18 protein-coding genes and 1 pseudogene are annotated in these 15,470 nt (G+C 64.9%); 14 read left to right on the forward strand and 5 right to left on the reverse strand.

Annotated features, from left to right (window positions below; all coding sequences use genetic code 11):
- Positions 1–238 precede the first annotated feature (238 nt).
- From FHR94_RS01255 to FHR94_RS01285, 7 genes are all read left to right on the forward strand, one after another.
- Complete coding sequence (locus FHR94_RS01255; protein ID WP_183323723.1) at positions 239–775, forward strand: DUF1269 domain-containing protein; 537 nt, start codon at positions 239–241, stop codon at positions 773–775.
- Positions 776–825: 50 nt separating this feature from the next.
- A complete protein-coding gene (locus FHR94_RS01260) occupies positions 826–2,205 on the forward strand; it encodes a c-type cytochrome (RefSeq protein WP_183323725.1) in 1,380 nt (459 codons plus the stop codon).
- A gap of 3 nt (positions 2,206–2,208) precedes the next feature.
- A complete protein-coding gene (ctaD, locus tag FHR94_RS01265) occupies positions 2,209–3,999 on the forward strand; it encodes a cytochrome c oxidase subunit I (RefSeq protein WP_183323727.1) in 1,791 nt (596 codons plus the stop codon).
- Positions 3,996–4,664 carry a cytochrome c oxidase subunit 3 gene (locus tag FHR94_RS01270; RefSeq protein WP_183323729.1) on the forward strand — a complete coding sequence of 223 codons (669 nt, stop codon included), beginning with the start codon at positions 3,996–3,998 and terminating at the stop codon, positions 4,662–4,664. The genes ctaD and FHR94_RS01270 overlap by 4 nt, the downstream gene beginning before the upstream one ends.
- 14 nt (positions 4,665–4,678) lie before the next feature.
- On the forward strand, positions 4,679–5,389 hold the full coding sequence (locus FHR94_RS01275) for a cytochrome c oxidase subunit 3 (RefSeq protein WP_183323733.1): 711 nt from the start codon (positions 4,679–4,681) through the stop codon (positions 5,387–5,389).
- Positions 5,390–5,424: 35 nt separating this feature from the next.
- Positions 5,425–5,742 carry a cytochrome C oxidase subunit IV family protein gene (locus FHR94_RS01280; protein WP_183323734.1) on the forward strand — a complete coding sequence of 106 codons (318 nt, stop codon included), beginning with the start codon at positions 5,425–5,427 and terminating at the stop codon, positions 5,740–5,742.
- Between the two features lie 65 nt (positions 5,743–5,807).
- Positions 5,808–6,416, forward strand: a complete 609-nt coding sequence (locus FHR94_RS01285; RefSeq protein ID WP_183323736.1) for a DUF938 domain-containing protein — start codon at positions 5,808–5,810, stop codon at positions 6,414–6,416.
- Between the two features lie 68 nt (positions 6,417–6,484).
- On the opposite strand, the gene FHR94_RS01290 is transcribed toward FHR94_RS01285, so the two are convergent.
- Positions 6,485–6,676, reverse strand: a complete 192-nt coding sequence (locus tag FHR94_RS01290) for a DUF2188 domain-containing protein (RefSeq protein WP_183323738.1) — start codon at positions 6,674–6,676, stop codon at positions 6,485–6,487.
- 184 nt (positions 6,677–6,860) lie between these two features.
- Here FHR94_RS01290 and FHR94_RS01295 point away from each other — a divergent pair, with 184 nt between their 5' ends.
- Both FHR94_RS01295 and FHR94_RS01300 read left to right on the forward strand, forming a co-directional pair.
- Positions 6,861–7,808 carry a metallophosphoesterase gene (locus tag FHR94_RS01295; RefSeq protein ID WP_183323740.1) on the forward strand — a complete coding sequence of 316 codons (948 nt, stop codon included), beginning with the start codon at positions 6,861–6,863 and terminating at the stop codon, positions 7,806–7,808.
- Positions 7,809–7,895: 87 nt separating this feature from the next.
- On the forward strand, positions 7,896–8,561 hold the full coding sequence (locus tag FHR94_RS01300) for a metallophosphoesterase (RefSeq protein WP_183323742.1): 666 nt from the start codon (positions 7,896–7,898) through the stop codon (positions 8,559–8,561).
- An 85-nt stretch (positions 8,562–8,646) separates the two neighbouring features.
- Here FHR94_RS01300 and FHR94_RS01305 read toward each other — a convergent pair whose 3' ends face one another.
- From FHR94_RS01305 to FHR94_RS01320, 4 genes are all read right to left on the reverse strand, one after another.
- Positions 8,647–8,859 carry a hypothetical protein gene (locus FHR94_RS01305; RefSeq protein WP_183323744.1) on the reverse strand — a complete coding sequence of 71 codons (213 nt, stop codon included), beginning with the start codon at positions 8,857–8,859 and terminating at the stop codon, positions 8,647–8,649.
- A gap of 225 nt (positions 8,860–9,084) precedes the next feature.
- Positions 9,085–10,383 carry a TRAP transporter large permease gene (locus FHR94_RS01310; RefSeq protein WP_183323746.1) on the reverse strand — a complete coding sequence of 433 codons (1,299 nt, stop codon included), beginning with the start codon at positions 10,381–10,383 and terminating at the stop codon, positions 9,085–9,087.
- Between the two features lie 13 nt (positions 10,384–10,396).
- Positions 10,397–10,948, reverse strand: coding sequence for a TRAP transporter small permease (locus FHR94_RS01315; RefSeq protein WP_183323748.1), 552 nt, complete (start codon positions 10,946–10,948; stop codon positions 10,397–10,399).
- Positions 10,949–11,039: 91 nt separating this feature from the next.
- A complete protein-coding gene (locus FHR94_RS01320; RefSeq protein ID WP_183323750.1) occupies positions 11,040–12,041 on the reverse strand; it encodes a TRAP transporter substrate-binding protein in 1,002 nt (333 codons plus the stop codon).
- A gap of 191 nt (positions 12,042–12,232) precedes the next feature.
- Between FHR94_RS01320 and FHR94_RS01325 the strand changes: the two genes are divergently transcribed.
- The 5 genes and pseudogenes from FHR94_RS01325 to FHR94_RS20020 form a co-directional block, all read left to right on the forward strand.
- Complete coding sequence (locus FHR94_RS01325; RefSeq protein WP_183323752.1) at positions 12,233–12,988, forward strand: 5-oxoprolinase subunit PxpA; 756 nt, start codon at positions 12,233–12,235, stop codon at positions 12,986–12,988.
- Positions 12,985–13,704, forward strand: a complete 720-nt coding sequence (gene pxpB, locus FHR94_RS01330; RefSeq protein WP_183323754.1) for a 5-oxoprolinase subunit PxpB — start codon at positions 12,985–12,987, stop codon at positions 13,702–13,704. Before FHR94_RS01325 ends, pxpB begins: the two co-directional genes overlap by 4 nt.
- The gene (locus FHR94_RS01335; protein ID WP_183323756.1) at positions 13,701–14,642 is read left to right on the forward strand and encodes a 5-oxoprolinase subunit C family protein; all 942 of its coding nucleotides are present in this window, start codon (positions 13,701–13,703) and stop codon (positions 14,640–14,642) included. The genes pxpB and FHR94_RS01335 overlap by 4 nt, the downstream gene beginning before the upstream one ends.
- 117 nt (positions 14,643–14,759) lie before the next feature.
- Positions 14,760–15,149 (forward strand): RNA-guided endonuclease InsQ/TnpB family protein, encoded by a 390-nt coding sequence (locus tag FHR94_RS19435; protein WP_221188311.1) that lies wholly within the window; start codon positions 14,760–14,762, stop codon positions 15,147–15,149.
- 18 nt (positions 15,150–15,167) lie between these two features.
- Positions 15,168–15,434, forward strand: a pseudogene (locus tag FHR94_RS20020) (zinc ribbon domain-containing protein); the annotation flags it as partial.
- Positions 15,435–15,470 lie beyond the last annotated feature (36 nt).

The raw sequence follows: 15,470 nt of genomic DNA on the forward strand, positions 1-15,470 counted from the left end.
GCCTGATTCTCCCAGGGTCCGGCGAACAGACACAGCCCAGCGGCGATGTGCGATGAAACTTGCCGATCCCGCGATTATCGACAACCTTGAGGACAAGCAAGATTCCAACAGGCGGCCGGCAAAGGCGCCGCACGATCACACGAGAAGGCGAAGAGTGGAGCGTCAAGCACAGGGAAGTGTGTGTGCAGCCTTATGGAGATGCGTCGTCCGCCGCGTTCATGTTAATGGAGGGCGTGGCATGCATCGTCTCTACTTTCTGACCCCCGATCTGGATACCACCGTCAAAATCTCTCACGAACTGAGCGAGCTCGGCCTCACCAAGGATCAGGTGCACGTGACCGGTCGCGACTGGAAGGCCCTGGCCGACCGTGGTGTCAACAACGCTACCCTGCGACAGACATCGGATGTGGTCCATGCGGTCTGGCGTGGCCTCAAGTATGGTTTGCCGCTGGGCGGTGTGCTGGGCATCGTGGTGTATTACGTTCTCGGCGAGGAGTTCGGCCCTCTGGGGATCGCGATGCTCATCCTGGGCATGGGCGTGTTCGGCGGGCTGTTCGGCATCTGGACCAGCACCATGATCGGTGTCTCGGTGCACGACGTGAAGATCGATAAGTATGAACGAGAGATCCACGACGGTGCCTTTTTGATGATGGTCGATGTCCCGGAGGAGCGAGAGCAAGCGATCTATTCGATCATTCATCGTCACCATCCGGAAGTCGTGATCGACAAGGTCAGTCAGGAAGAGCTCAAGCAACATGGCGGAACGGGTGCCTGAGCCGGGTCGCGACAGTCGGCCGGTAGGGCGGGCGGCAACAGGAGGCGCCGATGGCGATTGCGCTGATCATGCTGGCGACGGGCTCTGTGCTTTTCTATTTCCTGAGCCCGTGGCAGCTGACGCCTCTGGCATCCAACTGGGGGGCCATCGACCGGACTATCAGCATCTCCTTCTGGGTGACCGGGGTGGTGTTTGTGGCCGTGACGCTCTTCATGGTCGTGGCCCTGTTGCGCTACCGCGACAGGGGGCAGCGACGCGCCCATTACGAGCCGGAGAACAAGCGGCTGGAGCTCTGGCTCACGGCGATCACCACCCTGGGCATTGCCGCCCTGCTGGCCCCCGGGCTCTTCGTCTGGGGCGATTTCGTTCGTGTTCCGGACGATGCCCATGAGGTCGAGGTGGTCGGTCAGCAGTGGCACTGGAGCTTTCGCTTTCCGGGAGAGGATGGCGCGTTCGGTGCGGCGCGCAATGGCCTGGTGGACGACGCCAACCCCTATGGCCTCGTCGCCGATGATCCCCATGGCCGCGACGACATCCTGGTCGAGACCCCTCGGGTACTCCTGCCCGTGGATCGCCCCGTGAAGCTGATACTGCGCTCCAAGGATGTCCTGCACAACTTCAAGGTGGCCCCCTTCCGCGCCAAGATGGATGCCATCCCGGGGCAGCACACCTATTTCTGGTTCACGCCTACCCGAACGGGCGAGTTCGAGGCGGTCTGCGCGGAGCTGTGTGGCATCGCCCATTTCGCCATGCGAGCACGCGTGGAGGTGGTGGAGCCGGAGACCTTCGACGATTGGCTCGGTGAACAGCCCACCTTCGCCGAGCTTGCCGGGCGCCAGGCGGATCCCGAGGCAGGGGCCGAGCAATTCGCGACCTGCGTCTCCTGCCACGGGCCTCGCGGCGGGGGCCGGCAGGAGAACGACGCCCCCCGTCTGGCGGGCCTCAATTCCGACTATGTCGCGCGTCAGCTGCGCAATTTTCGCATGGGGGCACGCGGCGAGCGCGAGGCGGATCGCTTCGGTCAGCAGATGCGTCCCTTCGCCATCTCCCTCGAGGATCAACAGGTCGAGAACCTGGCGGCCTATATCGAGACGCTGCCGGTTGAGCCCACACCGACCACCATCATCGGCGATGCCCGGCGTGGGAAGGCGCTCTATCGCAGCTGTGCTAACTGCCATGGCGCCGCTGGGCTGGGACGGACGGCCTTCCGGGCACCGCGCCTGGCCGGCATGAACGACTGGTATCTGGTGCGCCAGCTCCAGCACTTCCGTGCCGGCATCCGCGGGCGGCATCCCCGGGATGCCTATGGCAACCAGATGGTCGACATGGCCCAGATCCTGGTGGACGATGCTGCGGTTCGCGACGTGGTGGCCCATATCAACCGCCTCGCTGAGCCGGCGATGGCCGAGGGACGGGAGCCGGAGGAGTAAGCCATGGGCGAACGCGAATATGACGCCAGTTCCTACGCGCCACCGGCCGAGGTGGAGGAGATGGAGCTGCCCCATCCCAAGGGCTTTTTCGGCAAGTACGTGTGGAGCCAGGATGCCAAGGTCATCGCCGTGCAGTATGGCCTCACCGCCACCGCCATCGGCCTGGTGGCGCTGGTACTGTCGTTGCTGATGCGGCTGCAGCTGGGCTTTCCCAACAGCCTGTCGCTGATCGACCCGGGGAGCTACCTGCAGTACGTGACCATGCATGGCATGATCATGGTGGTCTACCTGCTTACGGCCATCTTCCTCGGCGGTTTCGGCAACTACCTGATCCCGCTGATGTGCGGGGCGCGGGACATGGTCTTTCCCTACCTCAACATGCTCAGCTACTGGATCTACCTGGCCTCGGTACTGATCCTGGTGGCGGGGTTCTTCGTCGCGGGGGGCAGCACGGGGGCCGGCTGGACCCTCTACCCGCCTCAGGCGATCAGCCCAGGCACCCCAGGTGTCGATACGGGCATCGTGCTGATGCTGGTCTCGCTGGCGGTGTTCATCGTCGGTTTCACCATGGGGGGACTCAACTACGTGGTGACCGTGTTGCAGGCGCGCACCCGGGGCATGACGCTGATGCGCCTGCCGCTCACGGTATGGGGCATCTTCATGGCCACCGTCATGGCCTTGCTGGCCTTTCCGGCGCTGTTCGTGGCGGTGCTGATGATGCTGATGGATCGCCTGATCGGGACCAGCTTCTTCATGCCGGAGATGCTGTCGATGGGGGAGTCGTCCGACCATCGGGGCGGCAGCCCGCTGTTGTTCCAGCACCTGTTCTGGTTCTTCGGGCATCCCGAGGTCTACATCGTGGCCCTGCCGGCTTTCGGCATCGTCTCCGACCTGATCGCCACCCATGCGCGCAAGAACATCTTCGGTTACCGCATGATGGTCTGGGCGATCATCATCATCGGCGCGTTGAGTTTCGTGGTCTGGGCACACCACATGTACGTCAGCGGCATGAGCCCCTATTTCGGCTTCCTGTTCGCCACCACGACGCTGATCATCGCCGTGCCCACGGCGATCAAGGTGTACAATTGGGTACTGACCCTGTGGCGGGGCAACATTCGCCTGACGCTGCCCATGCTGTTCGCCATCGGCTTTCTGTTTACCTTCGTCAACGGTGGGCTCAGTGGACTCTTCCTGGGCAATGTCACCGTGGACGTACCGCTCTCCGACACCTATTTCGTCGTCGGTCACTTCCACATGGTGATGGCCGTGGCGCCTATCCTGGTGATCTTTGGTGCCATCTACCACTGGTATCCCAAGATCACCGGCCGCATGCTCGATGAGACCCTGGGCAAAGTTCACTTCTGGATCACCTTCCTGGGCACCTACGTCATCTATTATCCCATGCATTTCATGGGACTGGAGGGGGTGCCACGCCGCTACTACGCCTACGGCGAGACCACCTTCATCTCGGACTCCGTCCAGTCCTTGAACGCCGTCATCACTGTGGCGGCCTTCATCGTCGCCCTGGCCCAGCTGCTCTTCCTGTTCAACCTGGCCTGGAGCTATTTCCGGGGGCGCGAGGCGGGCTCCAACCCTTGGCAGGCCACTACCCTGGAGTGGCAGACGCCCCACACCCCGCCGCGCCACGGCAACTTCGGTAAGGCACTGCCGATCGTCTATCGCTGGCCCTATGACTACAGCGTTCCCGGCGTGAAGCAGGACTTCATTCCCCAGAACGTGCCGCCGGAAGCGGTGGAGCGTGAGTCCGATACCCGGCGGGGAGGAGAACGATGACGGTGACCCTGGTCCTGGTCGTGCTGATGATGGCAGCCTTCGCTGGTTGGCTGTTCCGGCAGTCATTCAATGTCCGGCCCTGGGTCGCAGCGAGCGCCCGGGGGCAGCTTCCGGCACCGATCCCGCCGTCTGTCACGGCGCCCCGCGTGGGGCTAGGGGTGCTGCTGGCGGTGGTAACCTCGGTGTTCGCCCTGACCGTGAGCGCCTATCTGATGCGCAGGGAGATGGGGGCAGACTGGCAGTCACCGCCCCTGCCTGGCCTGCTCTGGGGGAATACGCTGGCCCTGGCGCTGGCCAGCCTGGCCCTGCAAGTCGCCTGGCAGGCGGCACGGCGCGGCGCGACACGCCGCCTGCACCAGGCGCTGGCAGTGGGAGGAGGCTTGACCCTGGCCTTCCTCGTGGGCCAGTTGGTGGTCTGGCGACAGCTGGAGGCGGCCGGTTACTATCTGTCGAGCAATCCGGCCAATGCCTTCTTCTATCTGTTGACTGCCTTGCATGCCGCGCACCTGCTGGGTGGCCTGGTCGCCTGGGGGCGCGTCCTGGCGAGACTCCATGGCGGTGCCGGGGCGCTGCGGCAGCGAGCCGGTGTCGAGCTCTGCGCGCTCTACTGGCATTTCCTGCTGCTGGTCTGGGCCCTGGTGTTCGGTCTGATGCTTTCGAGCTGAGGGGAGGACGAACCATGACAGACAGGATGCCCCGTAGGCTGACCCTGGAACCCGGTTGGCGGGGGATGGTCGGCGATCTGGCGTCCGACCAACGCGCCTTCAAGAAGGTGCCCTGGAGCAAGGTGATGATGTGGGCCTTCCTGGTCAGCGACGTCTTCATCTTCGCCTGCTTCCTGGTCGGTTACATGATGGCGCGGATTGCCTCATCGGCCCCCTGGCCCAACGCCAGCGAGGTGTTCGCCCTGGACGTCGCCGGCCGACAGGTGCCGCTGCTGCTGATCGCCATCATGACCTTCATCCTGATCAGCAGCAGCGGCACCATGGCGCTGGCGGTCAAGTGCGGCTATGAGAGGCGGCGTTTCGCTACCGGCGGACTGCTGATCGCGACAGCGCTGCTGGGCACCATCTTCGTCGGGATGCAGGCCTTCGAGTGGACCAAACTCATCCACGAGGGCGTCAGGCCCTGGAGCAATCCATGGGGGGCGGAGCAGTTCGGTGCCGCCTTCTTCCTGATCACCGGTTTCCACGGCACCCACGTCAGCGTCGGGGTGCTGTTCCTGGTGGTCATGGCCATCAAGGTGCTGCGTGGCTCGCTTCAGGCCGGCCGCCCCGGCTTTTTGACCGGACGTCGCGGTCGCTACGAGATGGTCGAAACACTAGGTCTCTACTGGCATTTCGTCGATCTGGTGTGGGTCTTCATCTTCGCGTTCTTCTATCTCTGGTAAGGCGAGGCTTAACAGGCAAGCGTCGGGAGGTTGATATGGCACAAGGTGAGGGTCAGCAGCATGCCATCGGCATCTACCTACGGGTATGGTTCCTGCTCTTCGTGCTCAGTGCCTTCTCTTACCTGGTGGATGTGGTGGGTTTCGAGGGCTATCTGAAGTGGTTTCTGATCACGCTGTTCATGCTGCTGAAGGCCGGCCTGATCGTCTCGGTCTTCATGCATCTGGTCTGGGAGCGCCTGGCACTGATCTGTGCGGTCCTGGTGCCGCCGGGTGTGCTGCTGTTCCTGATGCTGCTGATGGCGATCGAGGGCCAGCATGTGCTGTCGAGCCGTCTGGCGGTCGTCCTGCCGTGACCCGCGGACAGGCGACGATAGAGTCGCTACACTCGGCGCGAGTTCCCCCACCTCGTGAGCCTGCCATGACCGACGCACGCCTGATGAGTCCTGCCGCCGCCCGAAACCGCCAGCCGATCCTGGAAGTACTCAGGGAGGTGCTGCCGGACAGCGCCCGAGTGCTGGAGCTGGCCAGTGGCAGTGGCGAGCACGCCGTGCATTGTGCCGGTGCCATGCCGGGCTGGCAGTGGCAGCCCAGTGATCCGAGCGGCAAGGCGCTGGCGTCTATTGCCGCTTGGCAGGCGCAGACGGGGCTTCCCAACCTGGCCAAGCCCATCGCCCTGGAGGCCACCGGTGAGTGGCCACCGGGGCCCTTCGAGGCCATCGTGGCCATCAACCTCATCCATATCTCGCCCTGGGCGGTTACCGAGGCGCTGATGGCACGGGCAGGAGAGCGACTGGCCCCGGGCGGGATGCTCTACCTCTATGGCCCCTATCGGCGCGATGGGCGACGCACGGCGCCCAGTAACGTGACCTTCGATGCCGATCTGCGGGCCCGCGATCCCCGCTGGGGCATTCGCGACCTGGAGGCGGTGGTGGCCGAGGCAGCCCTTCAGGGTCTTGTGCTCGAGCGGGTGGTAGAAATGCCTGCCAACAACTTCAGCGTGGTGTTCCGCGGGCAGGCGGTCGACTAGCCTCGATTCGCCCCGATCAGCCAGCCCAGCAGAGTGCGCAAGCTAACGTCGGCCTCGGGCCCAGGGAATCATTGCTGCTGGACAGAGCCGTCCCGACGATGGATCACCAATTCGGTCTTCTGGTTGAAGCTGACCTGGCGACCGAAGGTTTCGGCTTCCTTCTTGGTGGCAAAGTGCCGCGTGGCACGCTTGGCGCCCCCTTTCTTGACGCGCCACCCTCCCGCACTGTTCGGTTCGACATGGTGAGTTGTCTGGGTCATGGTGGCTCACTCCTGGCTTGTCGGCCCCTGTCGGACCTATTTGCATTATTATAGTCTTTCGCTGCTAACTCTACCTTGGCATTGGCGCGCAGGGTGCCGCCCCGCCGGCGACAAGGGGGCCGGGGGAAGCGATTCGGTGCCTGGGAGGCAGCAGCAGGAGCCAGTTTGGCAGGTGATCCCATTTATGTATGATCTGATCGGTGATATTCACGGCCACGCCGTCGCGCTCGAGCGCCTGCTCCATCGCCTCGACTATCGGGAAGCCGATGGCGTGTGGTCCCACCCCGAGCGACGGGTGATCTTTCTCGGTGACTTCGTCGATCGCGGTCCCGACCAGGTCGCGGTCGTACGCCTGGTCCAGGCCATGGTCGAGGCGGGGCAGGCGATGGCGGTGATGGGCAACCACGAGTTCAATGCCGTGGCCTGGGCAACCGAGGATCCTGACCGTCCCGGTGAGCCGCTGCGTCGTCACTCGGCACGGAATCTTAGCCAGCACCGGGCCTACCTGGAGCAGGTGGGGGAGGGCAGTGCGCTGCACCATGAGCACATCGACTGGTTCAGAACCCTACCGCTCTATATCGACCTCGAGGGGCTGCGCGTCATCCATGCCTGCTGGCATCGTCCCTCGCTGGATGTCCTGGACCCCTACTTGGAGCGTTCACGATGCATCCGAGCCGAGGCCTGGCCGGCCCTGGCGCGCAGTGGCAGCGAGGCCGGTGACGCCCTCGACGTCATCCTCAAGGGCCTGGAGGTCCCGTTGCCGACCGGATACGAGTTCCTCGACAAGGATGGCCATGCTCGCCAGCGAATCCGGACGCGCTGGTGGGAACTGGACAAGATCACCTACCGTGATCTGGCCATGGTGCCGGAAGAAGCTATCGAGGAGATCCCCCACGAGCCGATTCCGGACGATGTGCTGCCGGGCTACGATGGTGACAAGCCGTTGTTTGTGGGCCACTACTGGCTGACCGGGACCCCAGCACCGCTCAACCAGTATATCGCCTGCCTCGACTATAGTATCGCCGCCGGTCCCTCCCGGGCGGGCGTCACCGGCAAGTTGTGTGCCTATCGCTGGCAGGGGGAACGTGAGCTCACCGCGGACCACATGGTATGGGTGACGGCAAGCCGTTGAGCGCCGGGATGGGGCGCTGGGGCCAGGCATTCGATAAGGTGCAGCGCGGCGTCGTGTCGTGCTGCGAGAGTAAGGCGAGGTAACGCCATGACGTGGATCGAGAAGCACGGCGAGAACCATCAAGGCCGCGATTTCTTCGTCGGCGACCTTCATGGGCAATATCACCTGCTCGAACAGGCCATGCATGAGGTTGACTTCGACCCGTCACGCGATCGTCTGTTCTCCGTCGGTGACCTGATCGACCGCGGCGCCGAGAGCTTCAGATGTCTGTCGCTAACCTTCGAGCCATGGTTCCATGGGGTGCGGGGCAACCATGAAGTGCTGGCCCATGACGCCCTTGCGCAGGGCACCCGAGGCGCTTGGGAATTATGGCAGGTGAATGGCGGAGGCTGGGTAGCTCGCCACGACGTGCACGAGGTGAGAGTCAGCCTCGAGAAGGCGTTACGGCACCTGCCCTATGCCCGAGAAGTCACGGTGGCCGGCAAGCGCATCGGCATGGTGCACGCCGAGCCTCCGCGCGACTGGCGCCTGCTCGAGACTGCTGACCACGCGATCGAGCAGGCGCTGGTGTGGGGTAGGACCCGTATTCACAGCGGGGACTGCACGCCGGTGGCCAACATCGATGCGGTGGTCGTGGGACATACCATCCTCGAGACGCCCACCACGCTGGGGAACGTGCATTACATCGACACCGGGGCATTCCATACGGGTCGCCTGACGATGATCGATGCGCGGGACGTGCTGGCGTCGTGATCGAGCCTCATGGCCTGGCCGACGAGCCTCGTCCACGGCTGGCGCCACATAGGGAAATGCACCCTGTCGGTCTCCCTGCGATGGTTCAGCTTCGAACTTTCCAGATTTGTAACAGCGGTGCCTTGAGGCCATTGCGTCTGGCCAGGTACTCGACGGCGCGTCGCGCATTCGCGGCTTGTTCGACCGTCATGGGGCCATCATCCTGGTCACGACGTGTGGCAGCCATCCTGTGTGCCGTCGACAGGTGGGAGACACCTGACGGGCTACGAGGCGAGTGGATTGCCGGTTGCTTGTTCATGGGACACGCTCCTGTTCGGCCATGAAGGGCTCAAGACCCCCCTTTTCGCTGACGCTCGCTTGCAGCGGCAGAGCAGTGGGCTTCATAGGAAACATTAGTACACATTTTGTTACTATCAAGCATTTGACAGCCTTGCCGTGGTCAGGCCGTGCCGGCGAGGATAGGTGATGGCCTGTTGAGGATGGGGGTGGACGATGGTGCCTATCGGGATCACGAAAGATCCCCTTATCGGTTCCCCATGGCGGTGGGCAGGTAGGTGACGATCTCGGGGAAGAGGCCGATCAGCACCACGCCGAGCATCATCAGGAAGAAGAAGGGCATCGCCGCCCAGGCGATGCTCAGGATGTTGCGGCCGGTCATGCCCTGGAGGACGAAGAGGTTGAAGCCAATCGGTGGGGTGATCTGCGACATCTCCACCACGATCACCAGGTAAATGCCGAACCAGATCAGGTCGATGCCTGCCGCCTCCACCATGGGCAGCAGGATCGAGGTGGTCAGCACCACCACCGAGATGCCATCCAGGAAGCAACCTAGCAAAATGAATAGCACCGTGAGGGCCGCCAGCAGCATCACCGGTGAGAGCCCCAGGGTGCCGATCCAGGCGGCCAGGTCGCTGGGCAGGCCGGTGAAACCCATGGCGGCGGTCAGGAAAGAGGCTCCGGCGAGGATGAAGGCGATCATGCAGGAGGTGCGCACCGCCCCGAGCAGGGCATCGCGGAACACGATTCGGTCCATGCTGCCCTGGACCCGGGCCAGCAGCAGCGAGAGCACCACGCCCACGGCGGCGGCCTCGGTGGGCGAGGCCAGGCCGGCGTAGATCGAGCCGATCACGCCGATGATCAGGCCCAGCATGGGGATCAGCCGCCGCGAGCGGCGCAGGCGTTCTCCCCAGCCGACCCGGGCGTCGGCGGCGGGGACCTTGTCGGGATAGCGCCAGGCCCAGAGCATCAGGTAGCCGGCGAACAGGCTGATCAGCATCAGGCCGGGAAAGATGCCGGCGATGAACAGTCGGGCGATGGACTGGTCGGTGGCCACCCCGTAGACGATCAGGATGATCGAGGGGGGGATCAACAGGCCCAGGGTAGCCGAGCCGGCCAGGGTGCCGATGACTAATTGTTCATCATAGCCGCGTCGGGTCAGCTCGGGGATGGTCATCTTGCCCATGGTCGCGCAGGTGGCGGCCGAGGAGCCCGATACCGCGGCGAAGAGCCCACAGCCCACCACGTTGGTGTGTAGCAGTCGGCCCGGGATGCGCTGCATCCAGGGGGAGAGGCCGGTGAACATGTCGTCGGCCAGCCGCGACCGAAAGAGGATTTCCCCCATCCAGATGAACATCGGCAGGGCGGTAAGCTCCCAGCTGTAGCTGGCCCCCCAGATGTCGGAGGCCATCACGTCCCCGGTGGGGATGGTGGTGAATTGGCTGAGCGCCACCCAGCCCAGGCCGAGCAGGGAGAAGGCCACCCAGACGCCGCTGCCGAGCAACACCAGCAGTGTCACGAAGAGTGTCGTCGTCAGTAGCAGCATGCGGACGCCTCGCTCACCCCTTGGGGTGGTCGTCGATGGTGAAGCTCGCCGGGTGGTGCCGTGCCGCCACCAGGGTCTGCCACCAGGCCTCGCCCAGAGCCAGGCAGAACAGGCCGATACCGGCCAGCATGGCCGACTGCGGCAGCCACAAAGGGATGCTGAGCAGGCCGTAGGAGGTCTCGCCGAAGGCGATGCTGTCGGCCAGCAGGCGGTAGAGGTAGAAGGCCAGGTAGAGGCACAGCGCCAGGGCCACGCTCAGGCAGGCTACCTCGACGAAGACGCGATATCGGGCCGGCAGCCGTCCGATCAGCAGCGTCACGCGGATGTGCGCCCCGTGGATGAAGGTATAGGCCAGGCCCAGGAAGGTGGCGCCCACCAGCAGGAACCCGGCGATCTCGGCGAGCCCGGGAATCGCCAGGCCGATACGCTCGCCGCCTACGCTCGTGGCCAGGACATCGATGATCCGCCCGAGGATCTGGGCGGTGATCAGGGTACAGATCAGCACCAGGCAGGTGGCGGACAGGTAACCGCCGAGGTTGTACAAGGGCCTGAGTCGATAGGTCATGTCGCTTACCCGCAGGCTGCCGGGCGAGGGCCCTGGCAGGTTGGTGAGGGGGCTGGCGAGGGCCGCCAGTGCCTGGACGGCCGTGTCCCCGTTACTCCTTGGCGGTCCGGTAGGCCTCGAGGATGGCCTCACCCTGCTCGCCGGCGCGTTCGGCCCACTCCTCGGTCATGGTGGCGCCGACCTCCTCGAGCTTAGTGGCGAGTGCCGGCGTCGGGGTGGTCACCATGATGCCGTTCTCCTCAAGTACCTTGAGTGCCTCTTCGGTCTCCTGGCGGCTCATCTCCCAGCCGCGCTCCTCGGCGGTGGCGGCGGTATCCAGCACGGCCTGCTGGGTAGTCTCGTCGAGACGCGAGAAGGCGCGCTCGCTGACGATCACCATGTTCTTGGGCAACCACAGCTGGGCGTGATTGAAATGGCTCAGGTAGTCCCAGGCCTTGGTATCGGCGCCGGTGGCCGGTGAGGTGATCATGGCATCCACCCGCCCGGTACTGAAGGCGGTGGGGATGTCCGGGACCTCGACCTGGGTGGGCACGGCGCCGACCAGCTGGGCCAGGCGTTCGCTGGCGGCGTTGTAGGCGCGCATGCTCAGGTTCTGCAGGTCCTCGGGCGTATCGATCTCCTGCTGGGTGTAGATCCCCTGGGGTGGCCAGGGCACGGCAAACAGCAGGCGTAGATCCTGCTCGGCCAGCTCCTCGGTGATGATCTCCCGGGAGGCCTCCCAAAGGGTGCGGGCGTCCTCGTAGCTCGACGCCAGATAGGGCACGGAATCCACCTCGAAGATAGCATTCTCGTTGGCTAGCCGGGACATGATCAGCTCGCCGATGGGGACGATGCCGCGGCGTACCGAGTTCTTGATCTCGGGATGGCCGATCAGCGAGCCATTGGAGTGCACCGTGATGTCCAGCTCGCCGTCAGTGGCCTCACGAACGTCATCGGCGAACTCGCGGATATTGACGGTGTGGAAGGTGCGATCGCCATAGGGCGTGGGCATGTCCCACTCGGTGGCGGCCTGGGCGACAGCGCCCAGGCTGGCTAGGCTGATACACAGGGCAGTGGCCGTGGCCAGTCGGGGGAGGACGGTGCGGACAATCATGAGCGGCTCCTCTCGTGGGGGCTATAGTGTCGGGCCGCTAACGGCTCGAGCTGGCTTGAGCATAGCGGGTGATGGCGGCAACGGTCAGGTCGCCAGACAGGCGGTCGCCAACGTTGTTGCGGCCAAACCGTGAGGCTGTGAAGATAAGACACGGCGTATTCAACGAGAATGAGTCCTGATACGAGGTGGCCATGAAGACCCTGCTCCTCAACGCCGACATGGGGGAAAGCTTCGGGCCCTGGGTGATGGGCCTGGACCACGAGGTCATGCCCCATGTGGACCTGGCCAACGTGGCCTGTGGCTTTCATGCGTCCGACCCGGACGTGATCCGCATGACGGTGCGCCTGGCGCGCAAGCACGGCGTCACGGTAGGGGCCCACCCGGCCTATCCCGACATGGTGGGATTCGGCCGTCGCTCCATGGCCTGCGCGCCGGAGGAGGTCGAGAACCTGGTGCTCTACCAGGTCGGCGCCCTGGCGGGTATCTGTCGGGCCGAAGGGCTATCGGTGGGCTACCTCAAGCCTCATGGGGCGCTCTACAATGACATGATGCGTGACCCCGAGATCCTCGCCGCGGTGATGCGGGCGCTGGCCGCCTATGACCCCGACCTGCCGCTGATGGTCATGGCTACCCGCGATCCCTCCGAGGCTCAGGCACTGGCGGAGCGGCACGGGGTGACCCTGTGGTTCGAGGCCTTCGCCGACCGCGCCTACGATGGCGAAGGCCGGCTGGTGTCGCGCCGCGAGACCGGGAGCGTGCACCATGACCCCGAGGTGATCGTCGATCAGGCCCGTCGTATCGCCCGGGGCGAGCCGCTGATCGCCCGTGATGGTAGCGAGCTGGTTCTTGAGGCCGATACCCTCTGCGTCCATGGGGACAATGCCGAGTCCATCGCCGCCATCAAGGCCATTCGCGCGGCCCTGCACGGCGAGGAATCGCAGGCATGACACATCCCGGACTGCCGCGGCTCGAGTCTGCCGGTCTGGACGGCTGGCTGGTGCGCCTGTTCGCCGAGATCGACGAGGCCAACCTGCCCTGGCTTACTGCCCTGGTCCGCGACTGCGAGGTGGCCCTCGGTGAGGCCCTGGTGGATCTGGTGCCGTCCTATACCACCCTGCTGGTCATCTTCGACCCCCTGAAGATCACGCCGAGCGAGGCCCGACAGCGACTGGTGGCCACCCTGGCGACGCTGGTGCCCGAGGAGGAGGACACGCAGGCTCCTCTCCAAGAGTTGCCCACCTGGTACGACACCACGGTCGGGCCCGAGCTCGCTCGACTGGCCGAGCGCAGCGAGATGACGAAAGAGCAGGTCATCGAGTGCCACTGCCAAGCCACCTACCGCGTCTTCGCTCTGGGGTTTGTCCCAGGATTTGCCTTCATGGGCCGTGTCGATGAGCGCCTTGCGTTCCCCCGCCTGGAAACGCCTCGCCAGCGGGTGCCCGCCGGCAGCGTGGGGATCGCCGGTCGCCAGACGGCGGCTTATCCCGTCGCATCGCCGGGGGGCTGGAACCTGATCGGCCGCACCGCCGCGGTGCTCTTCGACCGGGATCGCGAAGGCTTCAGCCTGCTCAAAGTCGGCGATCGGGTGCGCTTCACGGCGGTGGGGCGCGATGAGTTCGAGCGTCTGGGCGGTGATCTCCGAGCCATGGAGGAGAGACGATGAGCGGTGCCGTGCCGGGATTGAGGGTGCGGCGTGCCGGTCCCTTGGCCCTGCTGCAGGACGCCGGGCGCTTCGGGGTGCGCCGTCTGGGAGTGACGCAGGGCGGGCCGATGGACCTGCATGCCTGGGCCTGGGCCAACCAACTGGTCGAGAATGCCTGGGGCACGACGGCCCTGGAGGTGACCCTCGGGGGGCTCGCGCTCGAGGCGGAGCGCGACCTGACGCTGGCGGTCTGTGGGGGCGACCTGGGGGCGACCCTGGACGAGGCGCCTCTGCCGTTATGGCGTGGCCTGTGGGTGCGGGCAGGACAGGTGCTGCGTTTCGCTCAGCCGACCAGTGGGCTTCGCACTTATCTGGCGGTGGCCGGTGGCTTCCAGGCCGAGCCGGTACTCGGCAGCACGGCCTGCGTGGTTCGCGAAGGGCTAGGTGGCCATGACGGTCAAGGGCATAGCTTGGACGAGGGGGATCGCCTGAGGGTCGATCCGGCGGCACGAGCTCGGGAGGGAGCCGAGGCCCCCGAGTCGGTCCGGCCGGATTACACGTCGGTCCCGTGGCTGGGGCTCATTCCCGGGGCCCAGGTCGGCGACTTCACCGGACCGAGCCTCTACCGGGCGTTCAACCACGAATGGCGGGTGGATGACCGGGCCGATCGCATGGGGATTCGCCTCACGGGGCCGCGGTTGCACTGCCGCCTGGAGACCCTGATCTCCGAGGGGCTCGGGCTCGGCGCGGTGCAGGTACCGCCGGACGGTCAGCCGATCGTGCTGGTCAATGACCGCCAGACCATCGGTGGCTATCCCCGGCTTGGCGCCCTCACCCCGCTGGCCTGCTCGCGGCTGGCCCAGTGCGTTCCGGGCCAGACGGTGCGGCTTCGGGCCATCACCCTGGAGCGGGCCTTGGCCGACTACCGGCGCTTTCGGCGAGGCTTCGCCTCGGCCTGACCAAAGTGCGCGACATGCCCCGTACTTTATAGTGCGGGGAAGGATGGGGCCGCCCAGGTAGCGCGGGCGCCGAAGACGCCCTATAATACTGGATATAAAGACAGCTATAGGGCCACTATGCAACGTCTCCAAGCCTTCAAATACGAGCTGATGCCGAACGGCGAGCAGGTGCGCAAGATGCGCCAGTTCGCCGGCATGGTGAGGTTCGTGTTCAACCGAGGACTGGCGTTGCAAAAGGCGCGGCATGAGGCAGGCGACAAGAAGCTCGGCTATGCCGCCTTGTGCAAGGAACTCACCAGCTGGCGCAACAGCGCCGAGACGCCGTGGCTCAAGGACGGCCCGATCCATCCTCTCCAGCAGTCACTGAAGGATCTGGAACGCGCCTACGCCAACTTCTTCGCCAAGCGGGCGGATTTTCCTCGCTTCAAGAAGAAAGGCCAGCGCGACAGCTTCCGCTATCCCGATCCCAAACAGATCAAGCTCGACCAGGGGAACCGTCGCCTCTAACTTCCCAAGCTCGCCTGGAGAGGCGCGCATCTGGTGGTGGTGCCACCGCATAACACCAGTCGCACCTGTCCCGACTGTGGGCATGTGGGCGCGGAGAACCGGCGCAGTCAGGCACGCTTTGCCTGTGTCGAGTGCGGATTCGAGGCCAACGCCGATCATGTCGGCGCGATCAATGTATTAAGGGCAGGACATGCCCGGCTCGCCTGTGAAGTGAGCGGTGCAGCAAGGCCGCCAGCAGCAGGAACCCACCGAAGCGACTCAGGGGGAGCCGTAGGCTGCGCCTGAGCGCCGTAGGAATCCTCTTCCTTCCCGCCGTCAGGC

This window comes from Halomonas cerina (assembly GCF_014192215.1).
In the GTDB taxonomy this organism is placed as follows: domain Bacteria; phylum Pseudomonadota; class Gammaproteobacteria; order Pseudomonadales; family Halomonadaceae; genus Halomonas; species Halomonas cerina.

Bases quoted from the DNA above. Each gene is read 5' to 3' on its own strand.
- FHR94_RS01255 (WP_183323723.1), top strand. From the start codon at position 239: ATGCATCGTCTCTACTTTCTGACCCCCGATCTGGATACCACCGTCAAA.
- FHR94_RS01260 (WP_183323725.1), top strand. From the start codon at position 826: ATGGCGATTGCGCTGATCATGCTGGCGACGGGCTCTGTGCTTTTCTAT.
- ctaD (WP_183323727.1), top strand. From the start codon at position 2,209: ATGGGCGAACGCGAATATGACGCCAGTTCCTACGCGCCACCGGCCGAG.
- FHR94_RS01270 (WP_183323729.1), top strand. From the start codon at position 3,996: ATGACGGTGACCCTGGTCCTGGTCGTGCTGATGATGGCAGCCTTCGCT.
- FHR94_RS01275 (WP_183323733.1), top strand. From the start codon at position 4,679: ATGACAGACAGGATGCCCCGTAGGCTGACCCTGGAACCCGGTTGGCGG.
- FHR94_RS01280 (WP_183323734.1), top strand. From the start codon at position 5,425: ATGGCACAAGGTGAGGGTCAGCAGCATGCCATCGGCATCTACCTACGG.
- FHR94_RS01285 (WP_183323736.1), top strand. From the start codon at position 5,808: ATGACCGACGCACGCCTGATGAGTCCTGCCGCCGCCCGAAACCGCCAG.
- FHR94_RS01290 (WP_183323738.1), bottom strand. From the start codon at position 6,676: ATGACCCAGACAACTCACCATGTCGAACCGAACAGTGCGGGAGGGTGG.
- FHR94_RS01295 (WP_183323740.1), top strand. From the start codon at position 6,861: ATGTATGATCTGATCGGTGATATTCACGGCCACGCCGTCGCGCTCGAG.
- FHR94_RS01300 (WP_183323742.1), top strand. From the start codon at position 7,896: ATGACGTGGATCGAGAAGCACGGCGAGAACCATCAAGGCCGCGATTTC.
- FHR94_RS01305 (WP_183323744.1), bottom strand. From the start codon at position 8,859: ATGAACAAGCAACCGGCAATCCACTCGCCTCGTAGCCCGTCAGGTGTC.
- FHR94_RS01310 (WP_183323746.1), bottom strand. From the start codon at position 10,383: ATGCTGCTACTGACGACGACACTCTTCGTGACACTGCTGGTGTTGCTC.
- FHR94_RS01315 (WP_183323748.1), bottom strand. From the start codon at position 10,948: ATGACCTATCGACTCAGGCCCTTGTACAACCTCGGCGGTTACCTGTCC.
- FHR94_RS01320 (WP_183323750.1), bottom strand. From the start codon at position 12,041: ATGATTGTCCGCACCGTCCTCCCCCGACTGGCCACGGCCACTGCCCTG.
- FHR94_RS01325 (WP_183323752.1), top strand. From the start codon at position 12,233: ATGAAGACCCTGCTCCTCAACGCCGACATGGGGGAAAGCTTCGGGCCC.
- pxpB (WP_183323754.1), top strand. From the start codon at position 12,985: ATGACACATCCCGGACTGCCGCGGCTCGAGTCTGCCGGTCTGGACGGC.
- FHR94_RS01335 (WP_183323756.1), top strand. From the start codon at position 13,701: ATGAGCGGTGCCGTGCCGGGATTGAGGGTGCGGCGTGCCGGTCCCTTG.
- FHR94_RS19435 (WP_221188311.1), top strand. From the start codon at position 14,760: ATGCAACGTCTCCAAGCCTTCAAATACGAGCTGATGCCGAACGGCGAG.